General features: G+C 45.5%; 18 protein-coding genes and 2 tRNA genes. All 20 read left to right on the top strand.

All coding sequences use genetic code 11. The features are described from left to right. Positions 1-108: 108 nt before the first annotated feature. The 20 genes from racE to lonB all read left to right on the top strand — a co-directional run bounded on the left by racE (position 109) and on the right by lonB (position 22,446). Positions 109-906, top strand: a complete 798-nt coding sequence (gene racE / locus CGZ90_RS09505; RefSeq protein ID WP_094252185.1) for a glutamate racemase — start codon at positions 109-111, stop codon at positions 904-906. A 493-nt stretch (positions 907-1,399) separates the two neighbouring features. After that, the gene (locus CGZ90_RS09500) at positions 1,400-2,446 is read left to right on the top strand and encodes a GerMN domain-containing protein (protein ID WP_094252183.1); all 1,047 of its coding nucleotides are present in this window, start codon (positions 1,400-1,402) and stop codon (positions 2,444-2,446) included. Positions 2,447-2,593: 147 nt separating this feature from the next. Further along, positions 2,594-3,187, top strand: a complete 594-nt coding sequence (locus CGZ90_RS09495; protein WP_094252181.1) for an XTP/dITP diphosphatase — start codon at positions 2,594-2,596, stop codon at positions 3,185-3,187. Positions 3,188-3,213: 26 nt separating this feature from the next. Then, a complete protein-coding gene (locus tag CGZ90_RS09490) occupies positions 3,214-3,726 on the top strand; it encodes a metallophosphoesterase family protein (protein ID WP_094252459.1) in 513 nt (170 codons plus the stop codon). 87 nt (positions 3,727-3,813) lie between these two features. Beyond that, positions 3,814-3,887 (top strand) — tRNA-Gly (locus tag CGZ90_RS09485). 181 nt (positions 3,888-4,068) lie between these two features. Then, a tRNA-Arg gene (locus CGZ90_RS09480) sits at positions 4,069-4,145 on the top strand. Between the two features lie 303 nt (positions 4,146-4,448). Continuing rightward, positions 4,449-5,354, top strand: a complete 906-nt coding sequence (ilvE, locus tag CGZ90_RS09475) for a branched-chain-amino-acid transaminase (RefSeq protein WP_094252179.1) — start codon at positions 4,449-4,451, stop codon at positions 5,352-5,354. A gap of 21 nt (positions 5,355-5,375) precedes the next feature. Beyond that, positions 5,376-7,043 (top strand): dihydroxy-acid dehydratase, encoded by a 1,668-nt coding sequence (gene ilvD, locus CGZ90_RS09470; RefSeq protein WP_094252177.1) that lies wholly within the window; start codon positions 5,376-5,378, stop codon positions 7,041-7,043. A 322-nt stretch (positions 7,044-7,365) separates the two neighbouring features. Beyond that, entirely contained in the window at positions 7,366-9,090 is a 1,725-nt protein-coding gene (ilvB, locus tag CGZ90_RS09465; RefSeq protein WP_094252175.1) for an acetolactate synthase large subunit, read from the top strand. After that, entirely contained in the window at positions 9,087-9,605 is a 519-nt protein-coding gene (gene ilvN / locus CGZ90_RS09460; protein WP_094252173.1) for an acetolactate synthase small subunit, read from the top strand. The genes ilvB and ilvN overlap by 4 nt, the downstream gene beginning before the upstream one ends. Before the next feature lie 16 nt (positions 9,606-9,621). Further along, complete coding sequence (gene ilvC, locus CGZ90_RS09455; protein ID WP_094252171.1) at positions 9,622-10,644, top strand: ketol-acid reductoisomerase; 1,023 nt, start codon at positions 9,622-9,624, stop codon at positions 10,642-10,644. Then, entirely contained in the window at positions 10,637-12,178 is a 1,542-nt protein-coding gene (locus CGZ90_RS09450; RefSeq protein ID WP_094252169.1) for a 2-isopropylmalate synthase, read from the top strand. The genes ilvC and CGZ90_RS09450 overlap by 8 nt, the downstream gene beginning before the upstream one ends. A gap of 19 nt (positions 12,179-12,197) precedes the next feature. Next, positions 12,198-13,289 (top strand): 3-isopropylmalate dehydrogenase, encoded by a 1,092-nt coding sequence (gene leuB / locus CGZ90_RS09445; RefSeq protein ID WP_094252167.1) that lies wholly within the window; start codon positions 12,198-12,200, stop codon positions 13,287-13,289. Positions 13,290-13,300: 11 nt separating this feature from the next. Further along, the gene (gene leuC, locus CGZ90_RS09440) at positions 13,301-14,728 is read left to right on the top strand and encodes a 3-isopropylmalate dehydratase large subunit (RefSeq protein WP_094252166.1); all 1,428 of its coding nucleotides are present in this window, start codon (positions 13,301-13,303) and stop codon (positions 14,726-14,728) included. Then, a complete protein-coding gene (gene leuD / locus CGZ90_RS09435) occupies positions 14,715-15,323 on the top strand; it encodes a 3-isopropylmalate dehydratase small subunit (protein ID WP_094252164.1) in 609 nt (202 codons plus the stop codon). Before leuC ends, leuD begins: the two co-directional genes overlap by 14 nt. An 8-nt stretch (positions 15,324-15,331) precedes the next feature. Continuing rightward, entirely contained in the window at positions 15,332-16,306 is a 975-nt protein-coding gene (gene ilvA / locus CGZ90_RS09430) for a threonine ammonia-lyase (RefSeq protein ID WP_165766824.1), read from the top strand. Positions 16,307-16,546: 240 nt separating this feature from the next. Beyond that, positions 16,547-17,569 carry a tetratricopeptide repeat protein gene (locus CGZ90_RS09425; protein WP_133063574.1) on the top strand — a complete coding sequence of 341 codons (1,023 nt, stop codon included), beginning with the start codon at positions 16,547-16,549 and terminating at the stop codon, positions 17,567-17,569. A 100-nt stretch (positions 17,570-17,669) separates the two neighbouring features. Continuing rightward, positions 17,670-18,965, top strand: coding sequence for a trigger factor (gene tig / locus CGZ90_RS09420; RefSeq protein ID WP_094252160.1), 1,296 nt, complete (start codon positions 17,670-17,672; stop codon positions 18,963-18,965). 312 nt (positions 18,966-19,277) lie between these two features. Further along, positions 19,278-20,552 carry an ATP-dependent protease ATP-binding subunit ClpX gene (clpX, locus tag CGZ90_RS09415; RefSeq protein WP_094252158.1) on the top strand — a complete coding sequence of 425 codons (1,275 nt, stop codon included), beginning with the start codon at positions 19,278-19,280 and terminating at the stop codon, positions 20,550-20,552. Positions 20,553-20,778: 226 nt separating this feature from the next. After that, positions 20,779-22,446 (top strand): ATP-dependent protease LonB, encoded by a 1,668-nt coding sequence (lonB, locus tag CGZ90_RS09410; protein WP_094252156.1) that lies wholly within the window; start codon positions 20,779-20,781, stop codon positions 22,444-22,446. The last annotated feature ends 140 nt before the right edge of the window (positions 22,447-22,586 follow it).

Raw genomic sequence — 22,586 nt, 5'->3', positions numbered from 1 at the left:
TTTTCTAATCCAGCTCTAAAGCAATGGAGGATTATTAGGGATTTGCTTGCATTTTTTATTTTGGATGTGCAAAATAAGAATCAGCAATTTTAAAAGAGGCGATATATTTTGGACAAAGCAATAGGTGTTATCGATTCGGGTGTGGGAGGTTTAACTGTCGCACGCGAAATCATGAGACAGCTGCCGAAGGAAAATATAATCTATCTAGGTGATTCAGAGAGATGCCCGTATGGTCCAAGACCATTTGAGGAAGTCAGAGAATACACTTGGCAGATGATTGACTTTCTTCTGAAAAAAGAAATTAAAATGCTCGTAATAGCATGCAACACAGCGACTGCTGCCGTGCTCGAGGAAGCGAAAGAAAAGCTGGACATCCCAGTGATCGGTGTAATCTCTCCCGGTGCACGGGCAGCCGTCAAGCGGACGAAAAACAAGCATGTGGGTGTAATCGGTACGCTTGGGACAATCAGGAGTGCCTCCTATGAAAAAGCACTAAAGGATATTCATAATGGAGTGACCGCAGAAAGCTTGGCATGCCCGCCGTTCGTACCTCTTGTTGAAAGCGGCATGATAGAGGGGGAAGAGACAGAAAGAATTGTCAGAGAGACTTTGAAGCCCCTTCAAGGCCTTTCCATTGATACTCTCATTCTAGGCTGTACACACTACCCGATACTAAGAGGCGTCATTTCAAAGGTTATGGGAGAACACGTATCTGTTATTTGTTCTGGTGCTGAAACTGCCAGGGAAGTGTCTGCTATACTAGAATACAGCGGCATTCTTCGCACAGACAGCAGCAAACCTGTGCACAAGTTTTTCACGACCGGAAGCGAGGAAGATTTTCTCGCCATCGCCAACCATTGGCTTGACCAGAAAATCAAACAGGTGGAAATAGCCGTCTTATCTTAATCTACAAAATTGGAGACAGGTAATGCAGAAGTTTTGCAGACCTGTTTTTTTATTTGCTCTCTTCCTCTTCCGTCAATTGGTTGTTTTCACTTTTGATATTCCTTAAACATCTTGAGTTCTTTCATAACCTATCATGATTGCGGAAAAAGCATCTTTTTTAAAACGTTTTTTGAATAATAATTGTAGATTCTTTAGTCACACCCCGTACATCACCTTGAATCCATCATTGAAAAAGTTGATCGAAGTGTAAGGCGCCGACTCCAGCGGGATCAGTGGGACAGGTGAGACCCTTTAAGTCGCGCAGCGGCAAAGGGGCTCACCGCCCGCCCCGCGGAAAGCGTGCGCCTGAAACGGAGATCAACGGCTTCTCTGATTTCTTCCAAAAAATATAGTTTACGAAAAATCTTAATTTTTTTTGCAGGTAAAGTAGTTGGTCTAAAAGAAACGAGGGCTCGTATACATAATAGTACAAACCACTGAAGGAGGGTAAAGTATGCGGAAATCATGGAGAGCCGGTATGCCGTTTGTTGCATTATCGCTGTCTTTAATGGTCACTGGATGCGGCATAGGGGGAGAAAAAACAGGGAATGAACTCGATCCCCCTAAAGTGAATTATGTAAAAGAAGGGAAATCGCTAGATAAGAACGGACAAAAGGCTGCTGCGGAAAACGGGGTGAAACGACAGCTGTACTTGTTTGACAGCAACAACATGGTCGTCCCGCAGGTTATGGCACTGCCAAAAAATGATGCTTCCGCTAAACAAGTGCTCCAATATCTCGTAAAAGACGGTCCTGTCAGTAACATGCTGCCGAATGGCTTTCAAGCGGTCCTTCCTGCTGACACCGAAGTTATGGGTGTAAGTATCAAGGATGGAACAGCGGTAGCGAATTTCTCTAAAGAATTCAAAGATTATCGCGCTGAGGATGAATCTAAGATTCTGCAGGCCATTACCTTTACACTGACTCAATTTAAAGATGTTAAAAACGTAAAAATTCAAATTGAAGGAAAAAATCAGAATGCTATGCCTGTCAACAACACGCCGATACATTCAGGTGTAAGCCGGGCTGATGGCATCAACCTTGAAATGGGAAGTACAGCTGATGTGACAAACAGCGAGCTCGTCACGCTATATTTCTTGGCGCAGACGAATGACCAGACATATTATGTTCCTGTGACACGCCGTATTGCTGATACGGGCTCAGACCGCGTTACGGCGACGATACAGCAGCTGATCGAAGGGCCGTCAGAAAGAAGCGGACTGCTTTCCGATTTTCAAGGCGATGTGAGTCTGCTAAGCACGCCTGTCGTGAAGGATGGCGTCGTTACTTTAAACTTTAATAAAGCTGTACTTGGAAACAAGGAAGAGCACATGATCACAGATGCCGTACTAAATTCAATCGTTCTGTCTCTGACAGATATTAAAGGAGTCAAGCAAGTAGCGATTCAGGTGGATGGCAAGTCGAAAGTGATGAACGAAAAAGGCAAACAGCTGACTGCACCGGTTTCAAGGCCGGAATCTGTCAATACAGGCGAGTTTTAATATAATTATTTAATGATGTGGTACGATATAGAGAGGGTGTACACCCTCTCTATTTATTTATGTTGTTCCATTGCGGAATACTGATTGAATGGAAGTTTATATGGGAAAAGACTATATATACAGATTGAGCCTGGAGGATAAATTACAATGAACACAATCGTAATCGCTACAAAAAACATTGGAAAAATTAAAGAATTCCAAACCATGTTAGAGCCTGAAGGGTTTCAAATTTTGTCTTTGCTGGATTTTGAAAGCATTACAGATGTTGAGGAAACGGGGACTACGTTTGAAGAAAATGCAAAGTTAAAAGCGGAGACGATCTGCGAATTGATTCAAAAACCCGTGATCGCGGATGATTCCGGCCTTGAAGTGGATGCTCTGAACGGAGAACCCGGCGTTTATTCAGCTCGCTATGCAGGTGCTGCCAAGAATGATGATATGAACATCGATAAGCTGCTAAAAGAACTTGAAGGTACCGAGAACAGGAGTGCAAGATTTGTTTGTGCGCTGGCTGTTGCGATCCCGGACAAGCCATCTTCCGTATTCAGAGGTACATGTGAAGGCGAAATTGCTTTAATGAGAAGTGGAAGCAACGGTTTCGGTTACGATCCGGTCTTTTATCTGCCTGATAAGAAAAAAACGATGGCCGAGCTGGAAAAGGAAGAAAAAAATAAGATCAGCCATCGTGCAGCCGCGCTCAAACATTTGCAGGAAACGCTGAACTTAAATGACTTAAAATAAAATTGGAAGGAGAGGATCTGATGAGTGTGAAAGCTTTGATTGTAAGCGACAGCCATGGCTTGACTCAGGAATTGAACATAATAAAAGAAAGACACCGCAGCGACGCGGACATTATGATTCATTGCGGTGATTCTGAACTCCATCCAAAGTCTGGGGAATTAGAGGGCTTTGTCACCGTTAAAGGCAATATGGATTACAGCAGCGAGTTTCCAGCGGAAGCGATTGAGCCGCTTGGGGATGCGGCAATGTACATCACGCACGGGCATCTTTATAACGTAAAGATGGGGCATCTTGCCCTTGCTTACAGGGCTGAAGAAACTGGTGCGAAAATTGTCTGTTTTGGACACTCGCATGTAGCCGAAGCTTTTGAACGCAGCGGTACTGTTTTCATCAATCCAGGCAGTATCCGAATGCCGAGGGGAAGAAAAGAAAAAACATATGCTTTATGCGAAATCCAAGACGGTCAGATGGTTGTTGAGTTCTATACCTTGGATGGTGAACGGCTTGAAGAAATGAAAAAAAGATTCAGCATTGCTTGAGGCATGTTGAATCTTTTTTCAAATAGATTGTTGACATAGAATTAATGATGGTGTATATTAAGTTATGTCGCTGTTACACTTCTTATTGCGGGTGTAGTTTAATGGTAAAACAAGAGCCTTCCAAGCTCTGGTCGTGAGTTCGATTCTCATCACCCGCTCCATTTGTATTTTTCTCACGCAGCAAATGGCACGAATAGGTTTGACCAACTAAAAACTTAAATTAAAATGTAGCAGTTTATAAAACAGTTTCCGAGTCGACGAGGGAAACGAACCTGTGTGCCCGCAGCGTAGAATAATAGCGGAAAGCGCATTATTTTGCGAAAAGGGCTCCAATACATATTTGTCCCAGTAGCTCAGCCGGATAGAGCATACGCCTTCTAAGCGTACGGTCGGGAGTTCGAATCTCTCCTGGGACGCCATTTTATCTCATACATAACTTTAATCTTTAGACTTCAGCTTTTATGCTGAGGTCTTTTTTGTGTTCCTGTATAGCCTCTTCTGTTAATAATGTAAGCGTTTTAAAAACATTTACAATTTGGCTGGCGTATGCCGGAAAAGCCTATTGCAGACAGAAAGAAAACGCTTGCAATATAACTTATTTTTCTGAAATTTCAAATTTGAACAAAAAAAGACGGTTGACCCCTCTTTGAAAGGGGCGTAATATAGTCAACATTATCAAGTTGTTATTTAAATATTCTAAAAATAAGACAAGGAGGATCATGATGTCCGAACAATGGGTTTATGTAAACGGTGAATTTGTTGAAAAGGAAAATGCTAAAGTATCCGTGTATGATCACGGCTTTTTATACGGAGACGGGGTGTTCGAAGGCATTCGTGTGTACGACGGGAACGTTTACCGTTTGGATGAGCATCTTCAGCGGCTTTATGAGTCGGCGCAGTCAATCATGCTTAATATTCCACACACTAAAGAAGAGTTGACGGACATCATCGTTGAAACCTTGAAAAGGAATTCACTGCGTGATGCCTATATCCGCTTGGTGATTTCAAGAGGGAAAGGCGATTTAGGACTTGATCCATTTAAATGTAAAAAGCAGGGGGTCATCATTATCGCCGAAAAACTGGCAATCTTCCCTAAGGAACTTTATGAAACAGGGCTTGAGATCATCACTGTTGCGAGCAGGAGAAACAGACCTGACGTACTTAGCCCGAAAGTGAAATCACTGAACTATTTGAATAACATTTTAGTGAGGATTGAAGCAAGTCTAGCTGGAGTAAGCGAAGCTTTGATGCTTAATGATCAAGGATACGTAGCAGAAGGTTCTGCAGACAACGTCTTTATCGTTAAAAATAACGTGATCAAGACGCCGCCGGGCTATCTCGGGGCATTGGAAGGAATCACAAGAAACGCGATCATCGAGATCGCAGCTGAACAAGGATACGATGTCAGGGAAGAGCCATTCACTCGTCACGATGTGTATGTAGCAGATGAAGTGTTTCTTACAGGAACGGCAGCTGAGGTTATCGCGGTTGTAAAGGTAGACGGAAGGACCATTGGTGATGGTTCGCCAGGACCGCATACAGCTAAAATTCTTCAATATTTTAGAAAGAGTGTCGTGAAAGAAGGAGTAAAGGTTTATCCAGAATCAGAAACCGTTCATGCGGTTTAAACGGAATAGGAGATGTAGCTGATGCGCAGCAATATGATCAAAAATGGTATAGACAGGGCGCCGCATCGCAGCCTTCTTCATGCTGCCGGGGTCAGCCCGGAAGATATGAATAAACCGTTTATCGGCGTCTGTAATTCTTATGTTGATATCATCCCGGGCCATATGCATCTGAACAAAGTGGCTGAAACGGTTAAAGAAGCGATTAGAGAAGCAGGCGGTATCCCGTTCGAGTTCAACACCATCGGGGTAGATGACGGTATTGCAATGGGACATATCGGGATGAGATATTCCTTGCCAAGCCGCGAGCTGATCGCAGATTCTGCTGAAACCGTAATAAACGCACACTGGTTTGACGGTGTTTTCTACATCCCGAACTGTGACAAGATTACCCCTGGGATGCTGATGGCAGCTGTAAGGACGAATGTACCAGCTGTGTTCGTGTCCGGCGGACCAATGGAAGCAGGGAAATCTTCAGCAGGGAAATCCTTGTCTCTCGCATCTGTTTTCGAAGGGGTAGGATCACATCTGTCAGGAAAAATGAGCCGCGAAGAGCTTCTCGAGCTTGAAACTAGTGCTTGTCCTACTTGCGGATCCTGCAGCGGGATGTTTACAGCAAACAGCATGAATTCAATCATGGAAATGCTGGGAATCGCGCTTCCGGGCAACGGGACAATTGTCGCCACGTCCAAAGAACGACAGAATTTAATAAAAGAAGCGGCAAAGCATCTGATGGATATGGTCGAGAAGGACATTCGCCCTCGTGACATCATCACGAAGGAAGCTATCGATGACGCATTTGCGCTCGATATGGCGATGGGTGGATCGACAAACACCGTGCTTCATATGCTTGCTATCGCACATGAAGCAGAAATCGACTATGACTTGCGCGGTGTCAACGGCATAGCTGAAAGAGTCCCATACTTGTCGAAGATCAGTCCCGCATCAGATTATTCAATGCAGGATGTTCATGATGCTGGCGGAGTGAGTGCGATCATTAATGAGCTATGCAAAATAGAGGGAGCAATCCATACAGACCGGCTGACGGTCTCAGGGAAAACGATCGGCGAGTCAGTCGCTCTTGCTGAAGTAAGCGAACATGATGTTATTAGGTCAAAGGAGACAGCATATTCCCCGACAGGAGGTTTGAGCATCTTGTATGGGAACCTGGCGCCTGACGGCAGTGTCATAAAAGTTGGGGCGGTTGACCCTTCTATCCGTGTCTTTGAGGGTGAAGCTATCTGTTATGAGTCTCAGGATGATGCACTTGCCGGCATCAACAGCGGTGAAGTGAAAGAAGGCCATGTGGTTGTTATCCGCTATGAAGGGCCTAAAGGAGGACCAGGTATGCCCGAGATGCTCGCTCCTACTTCAGCCATTGCTGGGCGGGGCTTAAGCACAAAGGTAGCGCTTATAACGGATGGCAGATTTTCAGGAGCATCACGAGGGATCTCCATCGGACATATCTCTCCTGAAGCCGCAGAGGGCGGCCCCATCGCATTTTTGCAAAACGGTGACCGCATCATAATTGATTTAGTAAACCGTACGCTTCATTTTTCTTTAACAGAAGAAGAGCTTTCGAAGCGGGCTGAGGGCTGGGTAGAGCCTCCGCCAAAAATTAAATCAGGTTATTTAGCCAGATACTCAAAGCTTGTTACTTCCGCCAATACTGGGGGAGTTCTGAAAATTTAACATTTCAAAACGATGACGGAGAATAATGGTATGAACAGATGCCCGCAGAGAGCCGGAATTGCTGGGAACCGGCGGCATTGCATTCCAGGACATCCCTCCCGAGTGACTCTTTGAAAGCTAGTGCGATTAGGAGAGTCCGGGTGCAGCATCCCGCTGTACCTGTTATAAAACGAGCGATAATTGCTCATGAGGCGGCATTTGAAGCCGTGAATAAGGGTGGTACCGTGGAAATAAGCTTTTCACCCCTTATGACAGGAGAAATCTGTCATAAGGGGTGGAAGGCTTTTTTTCTTCATTTTTTTTAATAAAAGGAGGAATGAGAATGAGAGCCAGCAGTTGGGCTGGAGAAGAAAAAACAGACTGGCAGCCTGAAAAGGTATCCGGTGCAGACCTTTTGATCCAGCTTCTCGAAGAGCAAGAAACAGAAATGGTGTTTGGCTATCCCGGCGGAGCCGTGCTGCCGATCTACGATTCGATTTACAGGCATCCAATCAAGCATGTTCTTACACGGCATGAGCAAGGCGCCATCCATGCTGCTCAAGGTTATGCAAGAGTGACAGGGAAGCCTGGTGTTGTTATCGCTACGTCTGGTCCTGGTGCAACCAATCTAGTAACTGGCATTGCGGATGCGATGATCGATTCGATTCCTCTTGTTATCTTTACTGGTCAGGTAGCGACAAGCGTCATTGGAACAGATGCATTTCAGGAGGCAGACATCGTCGGAATCACGATGCCTATTACGAAACACAACTATCAGGTCCGCAGTGTCGACGATCTGCCGCGTATCGTTAGAGAAGCATTTCATATCGCTAAGTCAGGCCGGCCAGGCCCTGTTGTAATCGATATACCTAAAGATGTTTCCGTGTCTGAAGGGGTGATGGAACAACCGACTGAAATCAGCCTTCCTGGCTATCAGCCGAATACTCAGCCAAACCTGCTGCAGGTAAAAAGACTGCTAGAAGCGCTTCAGCAATCACAAAAGCCTGTTATTTTAGCAGGTGCAGGAGTACTCGCGGCAGGGGCGAACAGTGAACTGCTGTTGTTCGCCGAGCAGCATCATATTCCCGTTGCTAATACACTGCTCGGTCTCGGAAGCTTTCCAGGAGATCATCCGCTTCATCTAGGAATGGCCGGGATGCACGGAACATACAGCGCAAATATGGCCATCTATGAATGCGATCTGCTGATCTCTATCGGTGCACGCTTTGATGACAGGCTGACAGGCAACCTCGCCCATTTTGCTAAACAGGCAGTAGTTTCTCACATTGACATTGATCCGGCTGAGATCGGCAAGAATGTTTACACACATATTCCGATTGTAGGCTGTGCCGAGGCCACCCTGACAGCTTTGCTGCAAGAGGGACCTGCAGCAAATGATACGCAAACCTGGAGACAATATTTGGAGCAGATGAAGGATGAATATCCACTCTGGTATAGAAGCGAGCCGCAAACGTTAAAGCCTCAAAGGCTGATACAGCTTATTCATGAAGCGACTTCCGGTGATGCAATCGTTACGACAGATGTTGGGCAGCATCAAATGTGGGCAGCTCAGTATTACCCGTTCCGCAATCCTAACCGCTGGGTGACGTCAGGGGGGCTTGGGACGATGGGATTCGGTTTCCCGGCTGCCATCGGAGCTCAGCTGGCACAACCTGAATCACCAGTCGTCGCGATCGTTGGTGACGGAGGATTTCAGATGACGCTGCAGGAACTATCCGTTGTTCGTGAACTGGAGCTTCCAATCATCATTGTCATCGTCAATAATGCATCACTCGGGATGGTCAGGCAGTGGCAGGAGATCTTTTATGAAGAAAGATATTCAGAATCAATCGAAAGCCATCAGCCTGATTTTGTGAAGCTCGCGCAGGCATACGAAATTGAGGGAATGAAGGTCACAGCTGAAGATCAAATTACAGCCTGCATAAAAAAGGCGCTAAAGCTGAAGAAGCCTATTCTGCTAGACTGCCGAGTGACAAAAGAAGAAAACGTTTATCCGATGATCGCTCCCGGAAAAGGGATTCATGAAATGATTGGAGTGAAACCATGAGAAGAATCATTTCAGCAACAGTACTAAATAGAAGCGGTGTGCTGAACCGGCTTACCGGACTGCTCACTAAGCGCCAATTCAACATTGAGAGCATCACCGTCGGTCAGACAGACCAGCCAGATGTTTCAAAGATCACAATGGCGGTTCATGTGAACGATGACAATAAAGCAGAACAGCTCGTCAAACAGCTGCACAAACAGATTGACGTTTTAAAAGTAAAGGATCTGACAGAATTAGCAGTAGTGACGAGGGAACTGGCACTCATTAAAGTGATGACGGTTCCTGAAACGAGAAGCGAGATCAAGATGCTGATCGAGCCCTTCAGGGCAGTCGTGCTTGATGTCAGCCACGAAAGCATCACAGTCGAAGTAACAGGGGAAAGCAAGAAGATCGAAGCGCTTATCGAACTGCTTCGGCCCTATGGAATCAAAGGCATCTCACGTACAGGAATCACTGCGATGCCACGAGGAAGCCAGAAATCGGTGTTGGAATTTAACAGCTACTACATTGTCTAAAAGGAGAGGATTTAAGATGGCGAAAGTATTCTATGAAAACGAAGTAAATGAAGGTGTATTAAAAGGGAAGAAAGTAGCTGTCATTGGCTACGGGTCTCAAGGCCATGCGCATGCGCAAAACTTGAATGAAAGCGGCTATGATGTCGTTGTCGGGGTAAGGCCAGGGAAATCAAGAGCACAGGCTGAAGCAGACGGCCTTCGTGTATATGACGTCAGCGAGGCAGCAGAACAGGCGGATGTCGTAATGGTCCTGCTGCCGGATGAGCTGCAGCCGGCTGTGTATAAAAATGAAATCGCTCCATACTTATCCCCAGGAAACGCTTTGGTTTTTGCACATGGATTTAATGTCCATTTTCATCAGGTTGTGCCTCCTGAAGATGTTGACGTGTTCTTAGTCGCTCCTAAAGGGCCAGGTCATCTAGTCCGCAGAACGTACGAATCCGGTGCGGGAGTGCCCGCTCTTGTGGCTGTCTACCAGGACGTAACAGGTACAGCGAAGGAGACCGCCCTTGCTTATGCAAAAGGAATCGGATCCGCCCGTGCAGGTGTATTGGAAACGACTTTCAAGGAAGAAACAGAGACTGATTTATTCGGAGAACAGGCCGTCCTTTGCGGAGGATTGTCATCTCTCGTAAAAGCAGGATTTGAAACACTGACAGAAGCGGGGTATCAGCCTGAAGTCGCTTATTTTGAATGTTTGCATGAATTAAAACTGATCGTGGACCTTATGTATGAGTCAGGTCTTGAGGGGATGCGCTACTCCATTTCGGATACTGCTCAGTGGGGAGACTTCCAATCAGGGAAACGAATCGTAACGGATGAGACGAAAGCTGCGATGAAACGTGTACTGCAGGATATCCAGTCAGGAGAATTTGCAAAAGGGTGGATTCTTGAAAACCAGGCGAACCGTCCGGTATTTAACGCTGTAAATGAACTGGAGAAGACGCATCCGATCGAAACTGTCGGAAGGGAGCTAAGGGCAATGATGCCGTTTGTTAAGCCTGTCCGAAAAGAAAAGGAGGCAGTAGGCGGTGCGTAAAATAGATATCTTTGACACGACACTCAGGGATGGAGAACAGTCTGCCGGTGTGATGCTGACGCTGCAGGAAAAGCTGGAAATCGCAAGGCAGCTTGAACGTCTCGGAGCAGATGTGATCGAAGCAGGATTTCCTGCCGCTTCAAAAGGCGATCAAGAAGCAGTAAGAAAAATAGCCAGCATCGTAAAAGAGTCCTCTGTCACTGGATTAGCGAGAGCGAATAAGAAGGATATTAACACAGCCTGGGAATCTTTAAGGAACTCGGCTGAACCTAGGATTCATTTGTTCATCGCCACTTCTCCAGTTCACATGACATACAAGCTGAAGAAAACACCTGATCAAGTTCTTGAAGAAGCTGTTCAATCCGTAGCTTATGCAGGCAGGAATTTTCCGGTCGTGCAATGGTCCGCAGAAGACGCTTGCCGCTCCGATAAAGCCTTTTTAGCCAAAATTATTGAAAAAGTGATCGATGCAGGCGCGTCCGTCATTAATATTCCAGATACGGTCGGTTTCATAAATCCGATAGAATACGGGCAGCTGTTCCGGTATTTGAAAGAAAATGTAAAAAACATTCACAGAGTTAAACTTTCGGCACATTGCCATGATGACTTGGGGATGGCTACCGCCAACTCGCTGTCAGCCATCGAAAATGGCGCAGATCAAATTGAATGCACGATTAACGGGATAGGAGAGCGTGCAGGAAACGCCTCGTTGGAGGAAGTGGCCGTCGCATTAAAAATAAGAAGTGAACATTATCAGGCATATACAGATCTTTCTCTTCATGAGATAAGCAGAACAAGCCAGCTAGTCAGCAGATTGACCGGTTTGGCTGTACCGCCAAACAAAGCCGTTGTCGGCAAGAATGCCTTCGCCCATGAATCCGGTATCCATCAGGATGGGGTGTTAAAAGAGAGATCCACTTACGAGATCATCACGCCAGAACTTGTCGGGCTATCATCCAATTCTCTTGTGCTTGGGAAGCATTCAGGCCGTCACGCGTTCCGTAAACAAATTACACAAATGGGCTTCTCTCCAGCTGAGGATAAAGTTAACGAGCTATTCTCGGAGTTTAAGAATCTTGCAGATAAGAAAAAGGAGCTCACGGAAGAAGATTTATACGCGCTTCTTATGGAACATCAGATGAAGCCTGCGATTCCTGTATATGAGCTTTTGGACGTGCAAGTCACGTATGGCACTAATAATATTCCTACTGCGACTGTGCAGCTGAAAACACCACAAGGAAAAAAGGTACAGGAAGCTGGAACGGGTACAGGAAGTGTTGATGCCATCTATCATACACTCGATAAAATGATGCCGCTGGAAGTGAAGCTGAAAGATTACCGGCTGCAGTCTGTCGGATCTGGGCGTGATGCACTCGCGCAGGTTCATGTACTTCTTGAAAAAGAGAACAAAGAATATAACGGAAGCGGAACAGCGCAGGATGTTCTAGAAGCTTCTGCGAGAGCGTATGTGTATGCCTTTAATAAAGTATGGATGAATGCGGCAGAACCTCAGCAGGAAAGAGCAACGATTTAAAAAACGAGGAGGGCGGAACATGAAAAAGACGATAGCGTTATTGCCGGGAGACGGAGTTGGGCCAGAAGTAATGAAAGGTGCCGTACAGGTGCTTAAGGCGATCGAAAAACGGTTCGGCCATGAATTTAACATGAATGAAATGCCGGTAGGAGGCAGCGGAATTGATACATCAGGAACTTCTCTTCCTGATGAAACATTGCAGATGTGCAAAAACAGTGACGCTGTACTGCTCGGAGCAGTTGGCGGACCAAGATGGGATGGACACAGCGAGCGGCCCGAAAAAGGGCTGCTGAAACTCAGGAGCGAGCTTGGAGTATACGCCAATTTTCGCCCGGTCAAATCAAATGCGGCTTTTCAGGATATGTCTCCTCTGAAAAAAGAGATCGTAAAAGATACGGATTTACTGATCGTTCGGGAATTGACAGGCGGCATATACTTTGGAGAAAAAACGAGGGTAGATGAACGGGCAGAGGATTCTCTTGTCTATCATAAATACGAGATTGAAAGAACAGTAAGAATCGCTTTTGAAGAAGCACGAAAAAGAAAGAAAAAGCTGACGAGTGTAGATAAGGCGAATGTACTGGAATCCAGCAGGCTGTGGCGCGAGACGGTGGTAGAACTGTCAGCTGAATACAGCGATGTAGAAACAGAACATCTGCTTGTAGACCATGCGGCAATGAAACTCATCCAGGATCCGTCGCATTTTGATGTGATCGTGACGGAGAACATGTTCGGCGATATTTTAAGCGATGAAGCTTCCGTCTTATTAGGATCAATCGGGGTATTGCCATCTGCTTCTTTAAGAGAAGACGATTTCGGGCTGTTTGAGCCTGTTCACGGCTCTGCGCCTGATATCGCAGGGAAAGATCTGGCAAATCCTGCAGGGATGATCATGTCGGCTGCGATGATGCTGAAATATTCGTTTCATATGAATCAGGAATCTGAAGCCGTAGAAAAAGCATTGCAGGAGGCATTCAATGCGGGCTACAGGACAGGTGATATGAGGACAGGAAAGTTTCAGCACGTTTCCTGCAGCCAGCTGATAGATCAGGTTGTTTACAGGATTGAAGAAGATGCAGTCTCTGCTTCATTGTTAGAACTTTATGTGTGAGGGGTGTAAGGATGGGTAAAACAATCGTCCAAAAAATTTGGGAAAACCATCTTGTAGCTGCTGAAGAAGGCAGACCTGATCTGTTATATATAGACTTGCACCTTCTGCATGAAGTGACCTCGCCGCAAGCGTTTGACGGTCTGAGGGAGAAAGGGCGCACTGTCAGAAGACCGGAGCTTTGTTTTGCTGTGATGGATCATAATGTACCGACGATAAACCGTTCAGTGATAGAGGATGAGACAGCGAGGAAGCAGCTCGCTGCACTTGAAACGAACTGCCGCGAGTTTGGCATCAAGCTTGCAGGACTGGATTCCGAAGAACAAGGAATCGTTCATGTTACAGGACCTGAGCTTGGGCTTACATGGCCCGGGAAAACAGTTGTGTGCGGAGACAGTCATACGTCAACGCACGGAGCTTTTGGAGCTCTTGCCTTTGGGATCGGAACAAGCGAAGTAGAGCATGTTCTCGCTTGTCAGTCGCTTTATCAGAAACGTCCGAAAGTGCTGGAAGTTCATGTTTCTGGGAAAAGGCCGTTCGGCGTTACGGCAAAGGATATTATCCTCAATTTTATTGCTCAGAATGGAACGAATGCAGGAACAGGATTTGTAATCGAATTTACAGGAGACACCATTGCTGAACTGACGATGGAAGAAAGAATGACGGTTTGCAATATGGCCATCGAAGCGGGTGCGAAGGCAGGATTAATCAGCCCTGATGAAACAACATTCCGTTATTTAAAAGACCGTAAATATGCACCTAAAGACAGTGAATTTGAAAAATATAAGCAGCAGTGGAGTGGGCTCGCATCAGATCAAGATGCTGTTTATGATAAAACGATTAAAATGGATGCAGCGGATATTGCCCCAATGGTCACTTGGGGCACGAACCCTGGGATGGCGGTGCCGATAACCGGACATGTACCGGACGTCAGCGGTACAGATTCGAAATATAAGGCTGATGAAATCCGGCATGCTGCTTCTTATATGGGGCTGTCGCCAGGAGAACAGCTTGAAGGCATCCCAGTTCAGCATGTGTTTATTGGATCTTGCACGAACGCCCGCCTCAGTGATTTGAGAGATGCGGCAAATGTAATTAAAGGAAAAAAAGTTTCCTCCGGTGTCAGAGCTCTTGTTGTGCCTGGTTCGCAATCAGTCAAAAGAGCGGCCGAAAAAGAAGGGCTGCACGAAATCTTCTTGAATGCAGGCTTTGAATGGAGAGAGTCGGGATGCTCCATGTGTCTTGGGATGAATCCTGACATTGTTCCTCAAGGAGAAAGGTGTGCCTCCACTTCCAACCGGAACTTTGAAGGCAGACAAGGAAAAGGAGCGCGCACCCACCTTGTCAGTCCGGTTATGGCAGCAGCAGCTGCAGTCGAGGGGCATCTGGCTGACGTGAGAAAGCTCTCAATTCAGGAGGAGGTGCTTCATGCGACATTATAAAAGCATCCAAGCAAAATGTGCCGTTTTAAAAAGAGACAATATCGATACTGACCAGATCATTCCAAAACAGTTTTTAAAACGAATCGAGAAAACAGGATTTGGAGATTACTTGTTCAATGACTGGAGGTACTTGGATGACGGAGCGGAGAACCCGGATTTCGAGCTGAACAAAACACATGCAAAAGGAGCTGAGATCCTCATTGCCGGAGCCAACTTCGGCTGCGGTTCATCAAGAGAGCATGCCCCATGGGCGCTGAAGGATTATGGATTCAAAGCGGTCATTGCTCCAAGCTTTGCTGACATCTTCTATAATAATTGTCTTAAAAACGGGATTGTTGCAGTTTCTCTCGATGAAACAGTGATCTCCGGATGGATTCGGCAATACGAAAAACAGGTCGTTGAAATTGACGTTGACCTTGAAAAACAAGTGATATCAGGTCCTGACGGAAAGAAGCAGTCCTTTGAGTTCGATCCTTTCTGGAAAGAGATGATCATGAACGGATGGGATGAAATTTCTTATACTTTGCAATCTGAATCGAGCATCACACAATATGAAGATGAAAAGGAAGTGGATAAATTGGGAATTCGATCGTAACGGGAAGTATGGTACTTGAAGCTGCGGAACTCGTGATGAAAAGCGCTAAACGAACGCCGCTCAAAACCTCATCTACGCTAAACACGCTTTGCGGCAGAGAAGTTTACTTAAAGCTCGAAAATCTGCAAAAGACGGGTTCATTCAAGATCAGAGGCGCAGCCAATAAAGTGCAGCGTCTTACGGAAAAGGAAGCAGAGCTTGGTGTTATCGCGGCTTCTGCGGGAAATCATGCCCAGGGCGTTGCTTACTCTTCTTTTAAAAAGGGGATATCTGCTGTGATCTACATGCCTGAGTCTGCTCCCCTTGCCAAAATAGAGGCGGTAAAAGCATACGGAGCAGAAGTCGTCATTTCGGGGCAAACCTATCAAGAATCTTACCGAGCGGCGCTTCAGAAGCAAAAAGAAAGCGGACGATATTTTATTCATGCATTCGATGATCCAGATGTTATTGCGGGTCAGGGAACGGTTGCGGCAGAAATGCTCCAGCAGCAGCCGGAACTGGATACAATCGTGATTCCTGTAGGAGGCGGAGGGTTGATCGCCGGAATGGCAGCCTGCATCAAAACGCTCAAGCCAAGTGTCAAGGTAATAGGCGTTCAAGCTGCGGGTGCCGCCGCTTCTTATAACCGGTTCAAACGAAAGTTTCCTTACACACTTGTAAATGCCGTTTCTATTGCCGACGGCATCGCTGTAAAGGAACCTGGCATGGTAACTTTTCCTCATATTGAAGCATACGTGGATGACATGGTGACTGTAAGTGATGAGGAAATTGCTTCAGCGATCGTCTTTATGGCAGAACGTGAAAAAATGCTAACAGAAGGGGCAGGGGCTGCGAGTCTTGCCGCAGTCTTGTATAAATCACATCTGTTCAGCAGCAGTGCAAAGACCGGTGCTGTAATCAGCGGGGGGAACATGGATATCGATACGATGCTTGCATGCAGGAGATTAAACGCAGCATTCAAAAAAAGCCAGAAGATTGTTTAGTAAATAGTCTCTACCATAATAGTGTGGCGCCACGCCCTGCGGAAAGCGTGCGCCTGAAACGGAGATCAACCTCTTCTATGAGTTCTTTAAAAGCGGAACAACATTAATGAAAGTAAAGACCGGCTTAAGAATATGAAGCCGGTCTTTGCTGTTCTTTCATATGCGGAAACGGCCTTTCTTGAGTTAAAAACGGCAAACTGTTACACTATTTCAAACGACACTGCATATGGAGAAAAATGCATGACAAACGAAATGGAGAAAGACAAGAAAATTGTTCCATTCCCCAACTTGGATTCCAGGCTTGTTGAAAAGGGGATGAGTTCGCTAAAAGCGAAAAAATTCAGGGAAGCATTAAACTGTTTCGAACAGCTTCTCGAAATTGATCCTGTACATCCGCAAGGCCATCTTGGGACGGTACTTAGCCTAGTTGAGCTAGGAGAGCTGACAAAGGCGAAAGTACGCGCTGAAAAGATGCTGAAGCAGGATATCGGTGATTATTTTGATGTTCTTCAGATTTATTTAAGTATTTTAATACAGCTGTCAGAATATAAGACAGTCGTGAGCACGATAGAAGCCGTATTAGAAGAAAATCAGCTGCCTGCTGATAAGGCTGAAACCATCTATCAGCTTCTTCATTTCAGCCGGAGAGTAATGGAGCAGGAAAACTGGCCGCATGCAGCAGAACAGCCTGGCAGAGCGGAGCAGGAGAATGACCTTCATACATATCAGAACATGCTTGAAAGCGATAAGCCATCCTTTCAATGGCTGGCGGTGCAGCAGCTCAAATCCTTCCCGGCAGATGACACGTATGAACTTTTTATCCGTTTTCTCTCAGATGAGAAAAAGCACCCTGCCGTTAAAAGTCTGATTCTGCAGTATTTTAAAGAACAAGGAATCAGCAGGACAATACCCGTACATAAAAATGGTGACATTATACAAGTGAACGTGCAGGAGCTTTATCAGTGGGACGCTCATCCATTTCATTTAGAAGTGAAAAAGAGAATTAAAAGCATTCTCGAGCAAGAAAACCCATCATTAATGGATTTTGCCGAAGCTGTATGGCGGGATTATATGCTTTCATCTTATCCGGTCGTCCCTGATGAAGGGACTGAACAATTATGGGCGAATGCTGCCGTAGGTGCGGCTGAGATTTTGTGCGGGCAGAAAGAGCTTCCTTCAGAGCAAGAAATACAGAGTAATGAACTGGACCAATGCATACATAAGCTCCTTGAGATGGAGCGCATCTTTTTAGAAAACGGTTAATGAGTGTAAGCTGTTGAAATACATGTTTCGTATGCTATAATGAAGTGGTTGTAATTTATAAGGTATATTCAGAAATACCGATGTTGGAGGGAATAATTTTATGAGCGCAAAGTGGGAAAAGTTAGAAGGCAACCAAGGGGTCTTAACGATCGAAGTTGAGGCTGCTGAAGTAGATACAGCTCTAGACCAGGCATTTAAGAAAGTTGTTCAAAAAGTAAACGTACCAGGATTCCGTAAAGGGAAAATGCCGCGCAAACTTTTCGAACAGCGCTTTGGTGTAGAATCTCTTTATCAGGATGCATTAGATATCATCCTTCCAAAGGCTTATGGCCAGGCGATTGAAGAGACTGGAATCGAGCCGGTTGACCGTCCAGAAGTAGACGTTGAAAAAATGGAAAAGGGCAGCACACTTGTTTTCACAGCTAAGGTTACGGTTAAGCCAGAAGTTAAGCTCGGTGAATACAAAGGCCTTGAAGTTCCGGCTGTAGATACTAACGTAACGGATGAGGATGTAGACAACGAATTGAAGCGTCTTCAAGAGCAGCAGGCCGAGCTTGTTGTTAAAGAAGAAGGCACAATTGAAAATGGCGACACTGCTGTTATCGATTTCGAAGGATTCGTAGATGACGTAGCTTTCGAAGGCGGAAAAGGCGATAACTATTCTCTTGAAATCGGATCTGGTTCTTTCATTCCAGGATTTGAAGAGCAGCTAGTAGGCGAAAAAGCAGGCGCTGAAAAGGATGTTAACGTAACATTCCCAGAAGAGTACCATGCAGCAGAGCTTGCAGGGAAATCTGCAGTTTTCAAAGTGAAAATCCATGACATCAAAGCGAAGCAGCTTCCAGAACTTAACGACGATTTCGCTAAAGAAGCGGATGAGGAAGTAGATTCTCTTGATGCGCTTAAGACAAAGCTTCGCACAAAGCTTGAAGAAAGCAAGAAGCACGAAGCTGAGCACACAACTCGTGACACAGTTGTGGAAAAAGCGGCTGAAAACGCTGAAATCGAAATCCCTGAAGCAATGGTTAACACAGAGCTTGACCGTATGATGCAGGAATTCGCACAGCGTCTTCAAATGCAGGGAATGAATCTTGATCTTTACTTCCAGTTCTCAGGTACTGATGAAGCAGCACTTCGCGAACAAATGAAAACGGACGCTGAAAAACGCGTACGCACTAACCTTGTTCTTGAAGCAATCGCAGAAGCAGAAAACCTTGAAGCTACTGAAGAAGAGATCAACGCTGAGTTCGAAAAGATGGCTGAGATGTACAATCTTGAAGTTTCTAAAATCAAGGAAATGCTTGCTGCGCAAGGCGGAGAATCTGCTGTTGCAGCAGACCTTAAGGTCCGTAAAGCAATTGACTTCCTTGTAGAAAACAGCAAAACAGCTGCATAAATCATATAGGAAACAAGGCGCGATTTAATCGTGCCTTGTTTTCTACCTATATACATAAAAAGAGCGTTATTATGAAATACAGGTTTTAAAACGTGCGCGTTTGTTCATACTTATATAATACACAGCACCTCTTAAGGGTTTTCATTTCCGTTAATAGGGTAAAATGTGTTAAAATCCATACATACAAAATCGGTAATGATTAACGGGAGAACGTATCGTTTATAACGATTGCCCGAGATATTCGCACTGTTTTTAAATAGATAGTGCAGAGGCACACGTTTCATCCATATTAATGTTTTAGGGGTGATCTCATTGTTTAAGTTTAATGATGAAAAAGGACAGCTTAAATGTTCATTCTGCGGGAAAACACAAGATCAGGTAAGAAAACTGGTAGCAGGTCCAGGTGTATATATTTGTGATGAATGTATCGAGCTATGCACGGAAATCGTTGAAGAAGAGCTTGGCACTGAAGAGGATGTTGAACTGAAGGAAGTTCCAAAGCCAATGGAAATCCGCAAGATCCTGGACGAGTATGTCATCGGTCAGGAGCAGGCTAAGAAATCCCTCTCGGTTGCCGTTTACAATCATTATAAGAGGATCAATTCTTCACAGAAATCTGAAGATGTTGAGCTCTCTAAAAGTAATATCGCGATGATCGGACCGACAGGAAGCGGTAAAACCTTACTTGCTCAGACGCTTGCGCGTATCTTGAACGTGCCTTTCGCCATCGCCGATGCGACATCACTTACAGAAGCTGGTTATGTTGGGGAAGATGTTGAGAACATCCTTCTAAAGCTCATTCAGGCAGCTGATTATGATGTTGAAAAAGCAGAAAAAGGCATCATTTACATTGATGAAATTGACAAGATCGCGCGTAAATCGGAAAATCCTTCTATTACTCGCGATGTATCTGGTGAAGGCGTTCAGCAGGCACTGCTCAAGATTCTTGAAGGTACAGTTGCGAGTGTACCTCCACAAGGCGGACGCAAGCATCCGCATCAGGAATTCATTCAGATTGACACAACAAATATCCTCTTTATATGCGGAGGAGCGTTTGATGGGATTGAACAGATCATCAAGCGCCGTCTCGGGAAGAAAGTGATTGGATTCAGTTCTGAATCCCGTCAGACAGATTTAAAAGCAGGGGAATATTTATCTAAAGTACTTCCTGAAGATTTGCTCCGCTTCGGGCTGATCCCTGAATTTATCGGGCGTCTTCCGGTTATCTCTAACTTGCTGCCGCTTGATGAAGAAGCACTCGTGCAGATTTTGACAAAGCCGAAAAATGCGCTAGTTAAGCAGTATCAAAAGCTATTGGATATTGACGGAGTGGAGCTTGAGTTTAATGAAGAAGCCCTTCTGGAAATCTCCAAGCAGGCGATTGAGCGTAAAACTGGAGCGCGCGGACTGCGTTCCATCATCGAAGGAGTCATGCTTGATGTTATGTTCGAGCTGCCATCCCGAGAAGATGTTGTGAAATGCATCGTTACGAAAGAGACAATCGCCAATAAGGTTCCTCCGATTCTTGAGCTAGAGGACGGAACAGTAGTGAAACAGAAGAAAGAAACACCAAAAGAAAGCGCGTAAATACCATACGAAAAACCGGCCATTGGCCGGTTTTTTTGTATTCTAAATAAAGGGGGTACGGTACCATTCAAGCAGCAGAAGCTTAACAGCTGCATTATTGAGGAATGGTACCGTACCCCAAGCCTTTACAAGCCTTTAAACATGCTCTTTTATAATTTGACCGTTTAGCAAAGAAGTGAGGGGGAGATACTAGTCCCATAAGATGTTACATAACGGGAGGATTTATATGAACTGGACGACGATAGCGCTTATTATCCAGCTCTTTTTTGGAGTGGTGATCGGGCTGTACTTCTGGAACCTGTTAAAAAGCCAGCGGACTCAGAAAGTAAGCATAGACAAGGAATCAAGAAAAGAGATGGACCAGTTAAGAAGGCTGCGCTCTATCTCGCTGTCTGAACCTTTGTCAGAAAGGGTCAGGCCAGGTGATTTTTCTGATATTGTCGGGCAGGAAGACGGCATTAAAGCATTAAAAGCGGCAATATGCGGGCCGAATCCGCAGCATGTCATTGTATATGGTCCTCCCGGTGTAGGAAAAACAGCAGCAGCAAGACTAGTACTAGAAGAGGCGAAACGGAATAAAAACTCACCATTCAGACCTAGCGCTGTGTTTGTAGAACTTGACGCTACTACAGCAAGATTTGACGAACGCGGAATCGCAGATCCGCTTATCGGTTCTGTTCATGATCCAATTTATCAGGGTGCAGGTGCCATGGGGCAGGCAGGCATACCGCAGCCAAAGCAAGGCGCAGTAACAAATGCTCACGGTGGTGTATTGTTTATCGATGAAATAGGAGAGCTTCATCCGATTCAAATGAACAAGCTGCTTAAAGTTCTCGAAGACCGTAAAGTGTATCTTGAAAGTGCTTATTATCATGAGGAGAATGTAAATATCCCGCCGCACATACATGATATCTTTCAAAATGGACTGCCCGCTGACTTTCGCCTGATCGGTGCGACAACAAGGATGCCGGAAGAAATTCCGCCCGCCATCCGCTCACGCTGCTTAGAAGTTTTCTTCAGTGAACTGAAGCCCGGAGAAGTCAAGCGAATTGCCAGAAGGGCGTCTGAAAAGATAAAACTGGGAATGGAAGACTCAAGCATCGATTTTATTTCACAGTATGCGAAAAACGGACGTGAAGCGGTGAATATGGTACAGATTGCTGCTGGTCATGCAATCACCGAAAACCGTGATCATATCGAGAAATCGGATGTAGAATGGGTCGTGCATTCAAGCAGAATGTCTCCAAGACCAGAAAGAAAGATCGGAGACGAAGCGAAAGTTGGACATGTAAACGGCCTGGCTGTTTATGGTCCAGCAAGCGGCGCCCTTCTTGAAATAGAAACAACGGTTTTGCCGGCGAAGTCAAAAGGTGCTATTACTATTACAGGAATAGTTGAAGAAGAAAGCATTGGCAGCCAGTCGAAATCGATTCGCAGAAAAAGTATGGCTAAAAGCTCAGCTGAAAATGTGCTGACTGTTCTTAAAATGATGGGGGTCAACACGAGCAGCTATGATATACACGTGAATTTTCCGGGCGGCGGTCCTGTTGACGGTCCTTCTGCAGGAATAGCGATGGCCGTTTCGGTTTACTCAGCCATTCATGAAATTAAAGTAAGCCATGAAGTGGCGATGACTGGTGAATTGAGTATTCATGGAAAAGTAAAGCCTGTCGGCGGTGTACTTGCAAAAGTGCAGGCAGCAAAGGAAGCCGGTGCCAAACGGGTCATTATTCCAGAGGAGAACTATCAGAAAATCCTTGAGTCGGTGGAAGGTATAGAAATCCTTCCGGTAACAAAGTTAAGCCAGGTGTTTCATTATGCATTCACGGAAGAAGAAACGGAAATGTCTATCACCGCCTCAGCCATATTAAAGAACCCTCCTGCTTCCTTATGATAGGAGGGTTTTACTTTGTTGAATGCAGCGTTCTGAATAATGAAGGAATGAAGAGGCAAGGTTCAAGGCGCAATAGTAAAACCAGAGCCAGGATTTTAGTTAATAAATAAACAGTGAGTCTTTTTTTCAGTGAATACTGG

Source organism: Fictibacillus aquaticus (assembly GCF_002245695.1).
Lineage (GTDB): Bacteria > Bacillota > Bacilli > Bacillales > Fictibacillaceae > Fictibacillus > Fictibacillus aquaticus.
Note: the sequence above shows the minus strand (reverse complement) of the source record. Positions and strands in the feature narration are given on the sequence as shown.

What these genes read in the sequence shown, in the direction of transcription:
- CGZ90_RS09500 (WP_094252183.1), top strand. Translation starts at nt 1,400, where the DNA reads ATGCGGAAATCATGGAGAGCCGGTATGCCGTTTGTTGCATTATCGCTG.
- CGZ90_RS09495 (WP_094252181.1), top strand. Translation starts at nt 2,594, where the DNA reads ATGAACACAATCGTAATCGCTACAAAAAACATTGGAAAAATTAAAGAA.
- ilvE (WP_094252179.1), top strand. Translation starts at nt 4,449, where the DNA reads ATGTCCGAACAATGGGTTTATGTAAACGGTGAATTTGTTGAAAAGGAA.
- ilvD (WP_094252177.1), top strand. Translation starts at nt 5,376, where the DNA reads ATGCGCAGCAATATGATCAAAAATGGTATAGACAGGGCGCCGCATCGC.
- ilvB (WP_094252175.1), top strand. Translation starts at nt 7,366, where the DNA reads ATGAGAGCCAGCAGTTGGGCTGGAGAAGAAAAAACAGACTGGCAGCCT.
- ilvN (WP_094252173.1), top strand. Translation starts at nt 9,087, where the DNA reads ATGAGAAGAATCATTTCAGCAACAGTACTAAATAGAAGCGGTGTGCTG.
- ilvC (WP_094252171.1), top strand. Translation starts at nt 9,622, where the DNA reads ATGGCGAAAGTATTCTATGAAAACGAAGTAAATGAAGGTGTATTAAAA.
- leuB (WP_094252167.1), top strand. Translation starts at nt 12,198, where the DNA reads ATGAAAAAGACGATAGCGTTATTGCCGGGAGACGGAGTTGGGCCAGAA.
- leuC (WP_094252166.1), top strand. Translation starts at nt 13,301, where the DNA reads ATGGGTAAAACAATCGTCCAAAAAATTTGGGAAAACCATCTTGTAGCT.
- leuD (WP_094252164.1), top strand. Translation starts at nt 14,715, where the DNA reads ATGCGACATTATAAAAGCATCCAAGCAAAATGTGCCGTTTTAAAAAGA.
- ilvA (WP_165766824.1), top strand. Translation starts at nt 15,332, where the DNA reads ATGGTACTTGAAGCTGCGGAACTCGTGATGAAAAGCGCTAAACGAACG.
- CGZ90_RS09425 (WP_133063574.1), top strand. Translation starts at nt 16,547, where the DNA reads ATGACAAACGAAATGGAGAAAGACAAGAAAATTGTTCCATTCCCCAAC.
- tig (WP_094252160.1), top strand. Translation starts at nt 17,670, where the DNA reads ATGAGCGCAAAGTGGGAAAAGTTAGAAGGCAACCAAGGGGTCTTAACG.
- lonB (WP_094252156.1), top strand. Translation starts at nt 20,779, where the DNA reads ATGAACTGGACGACGATAGCGCTTATTATCCAGCTCTTTTTTGGAGTG.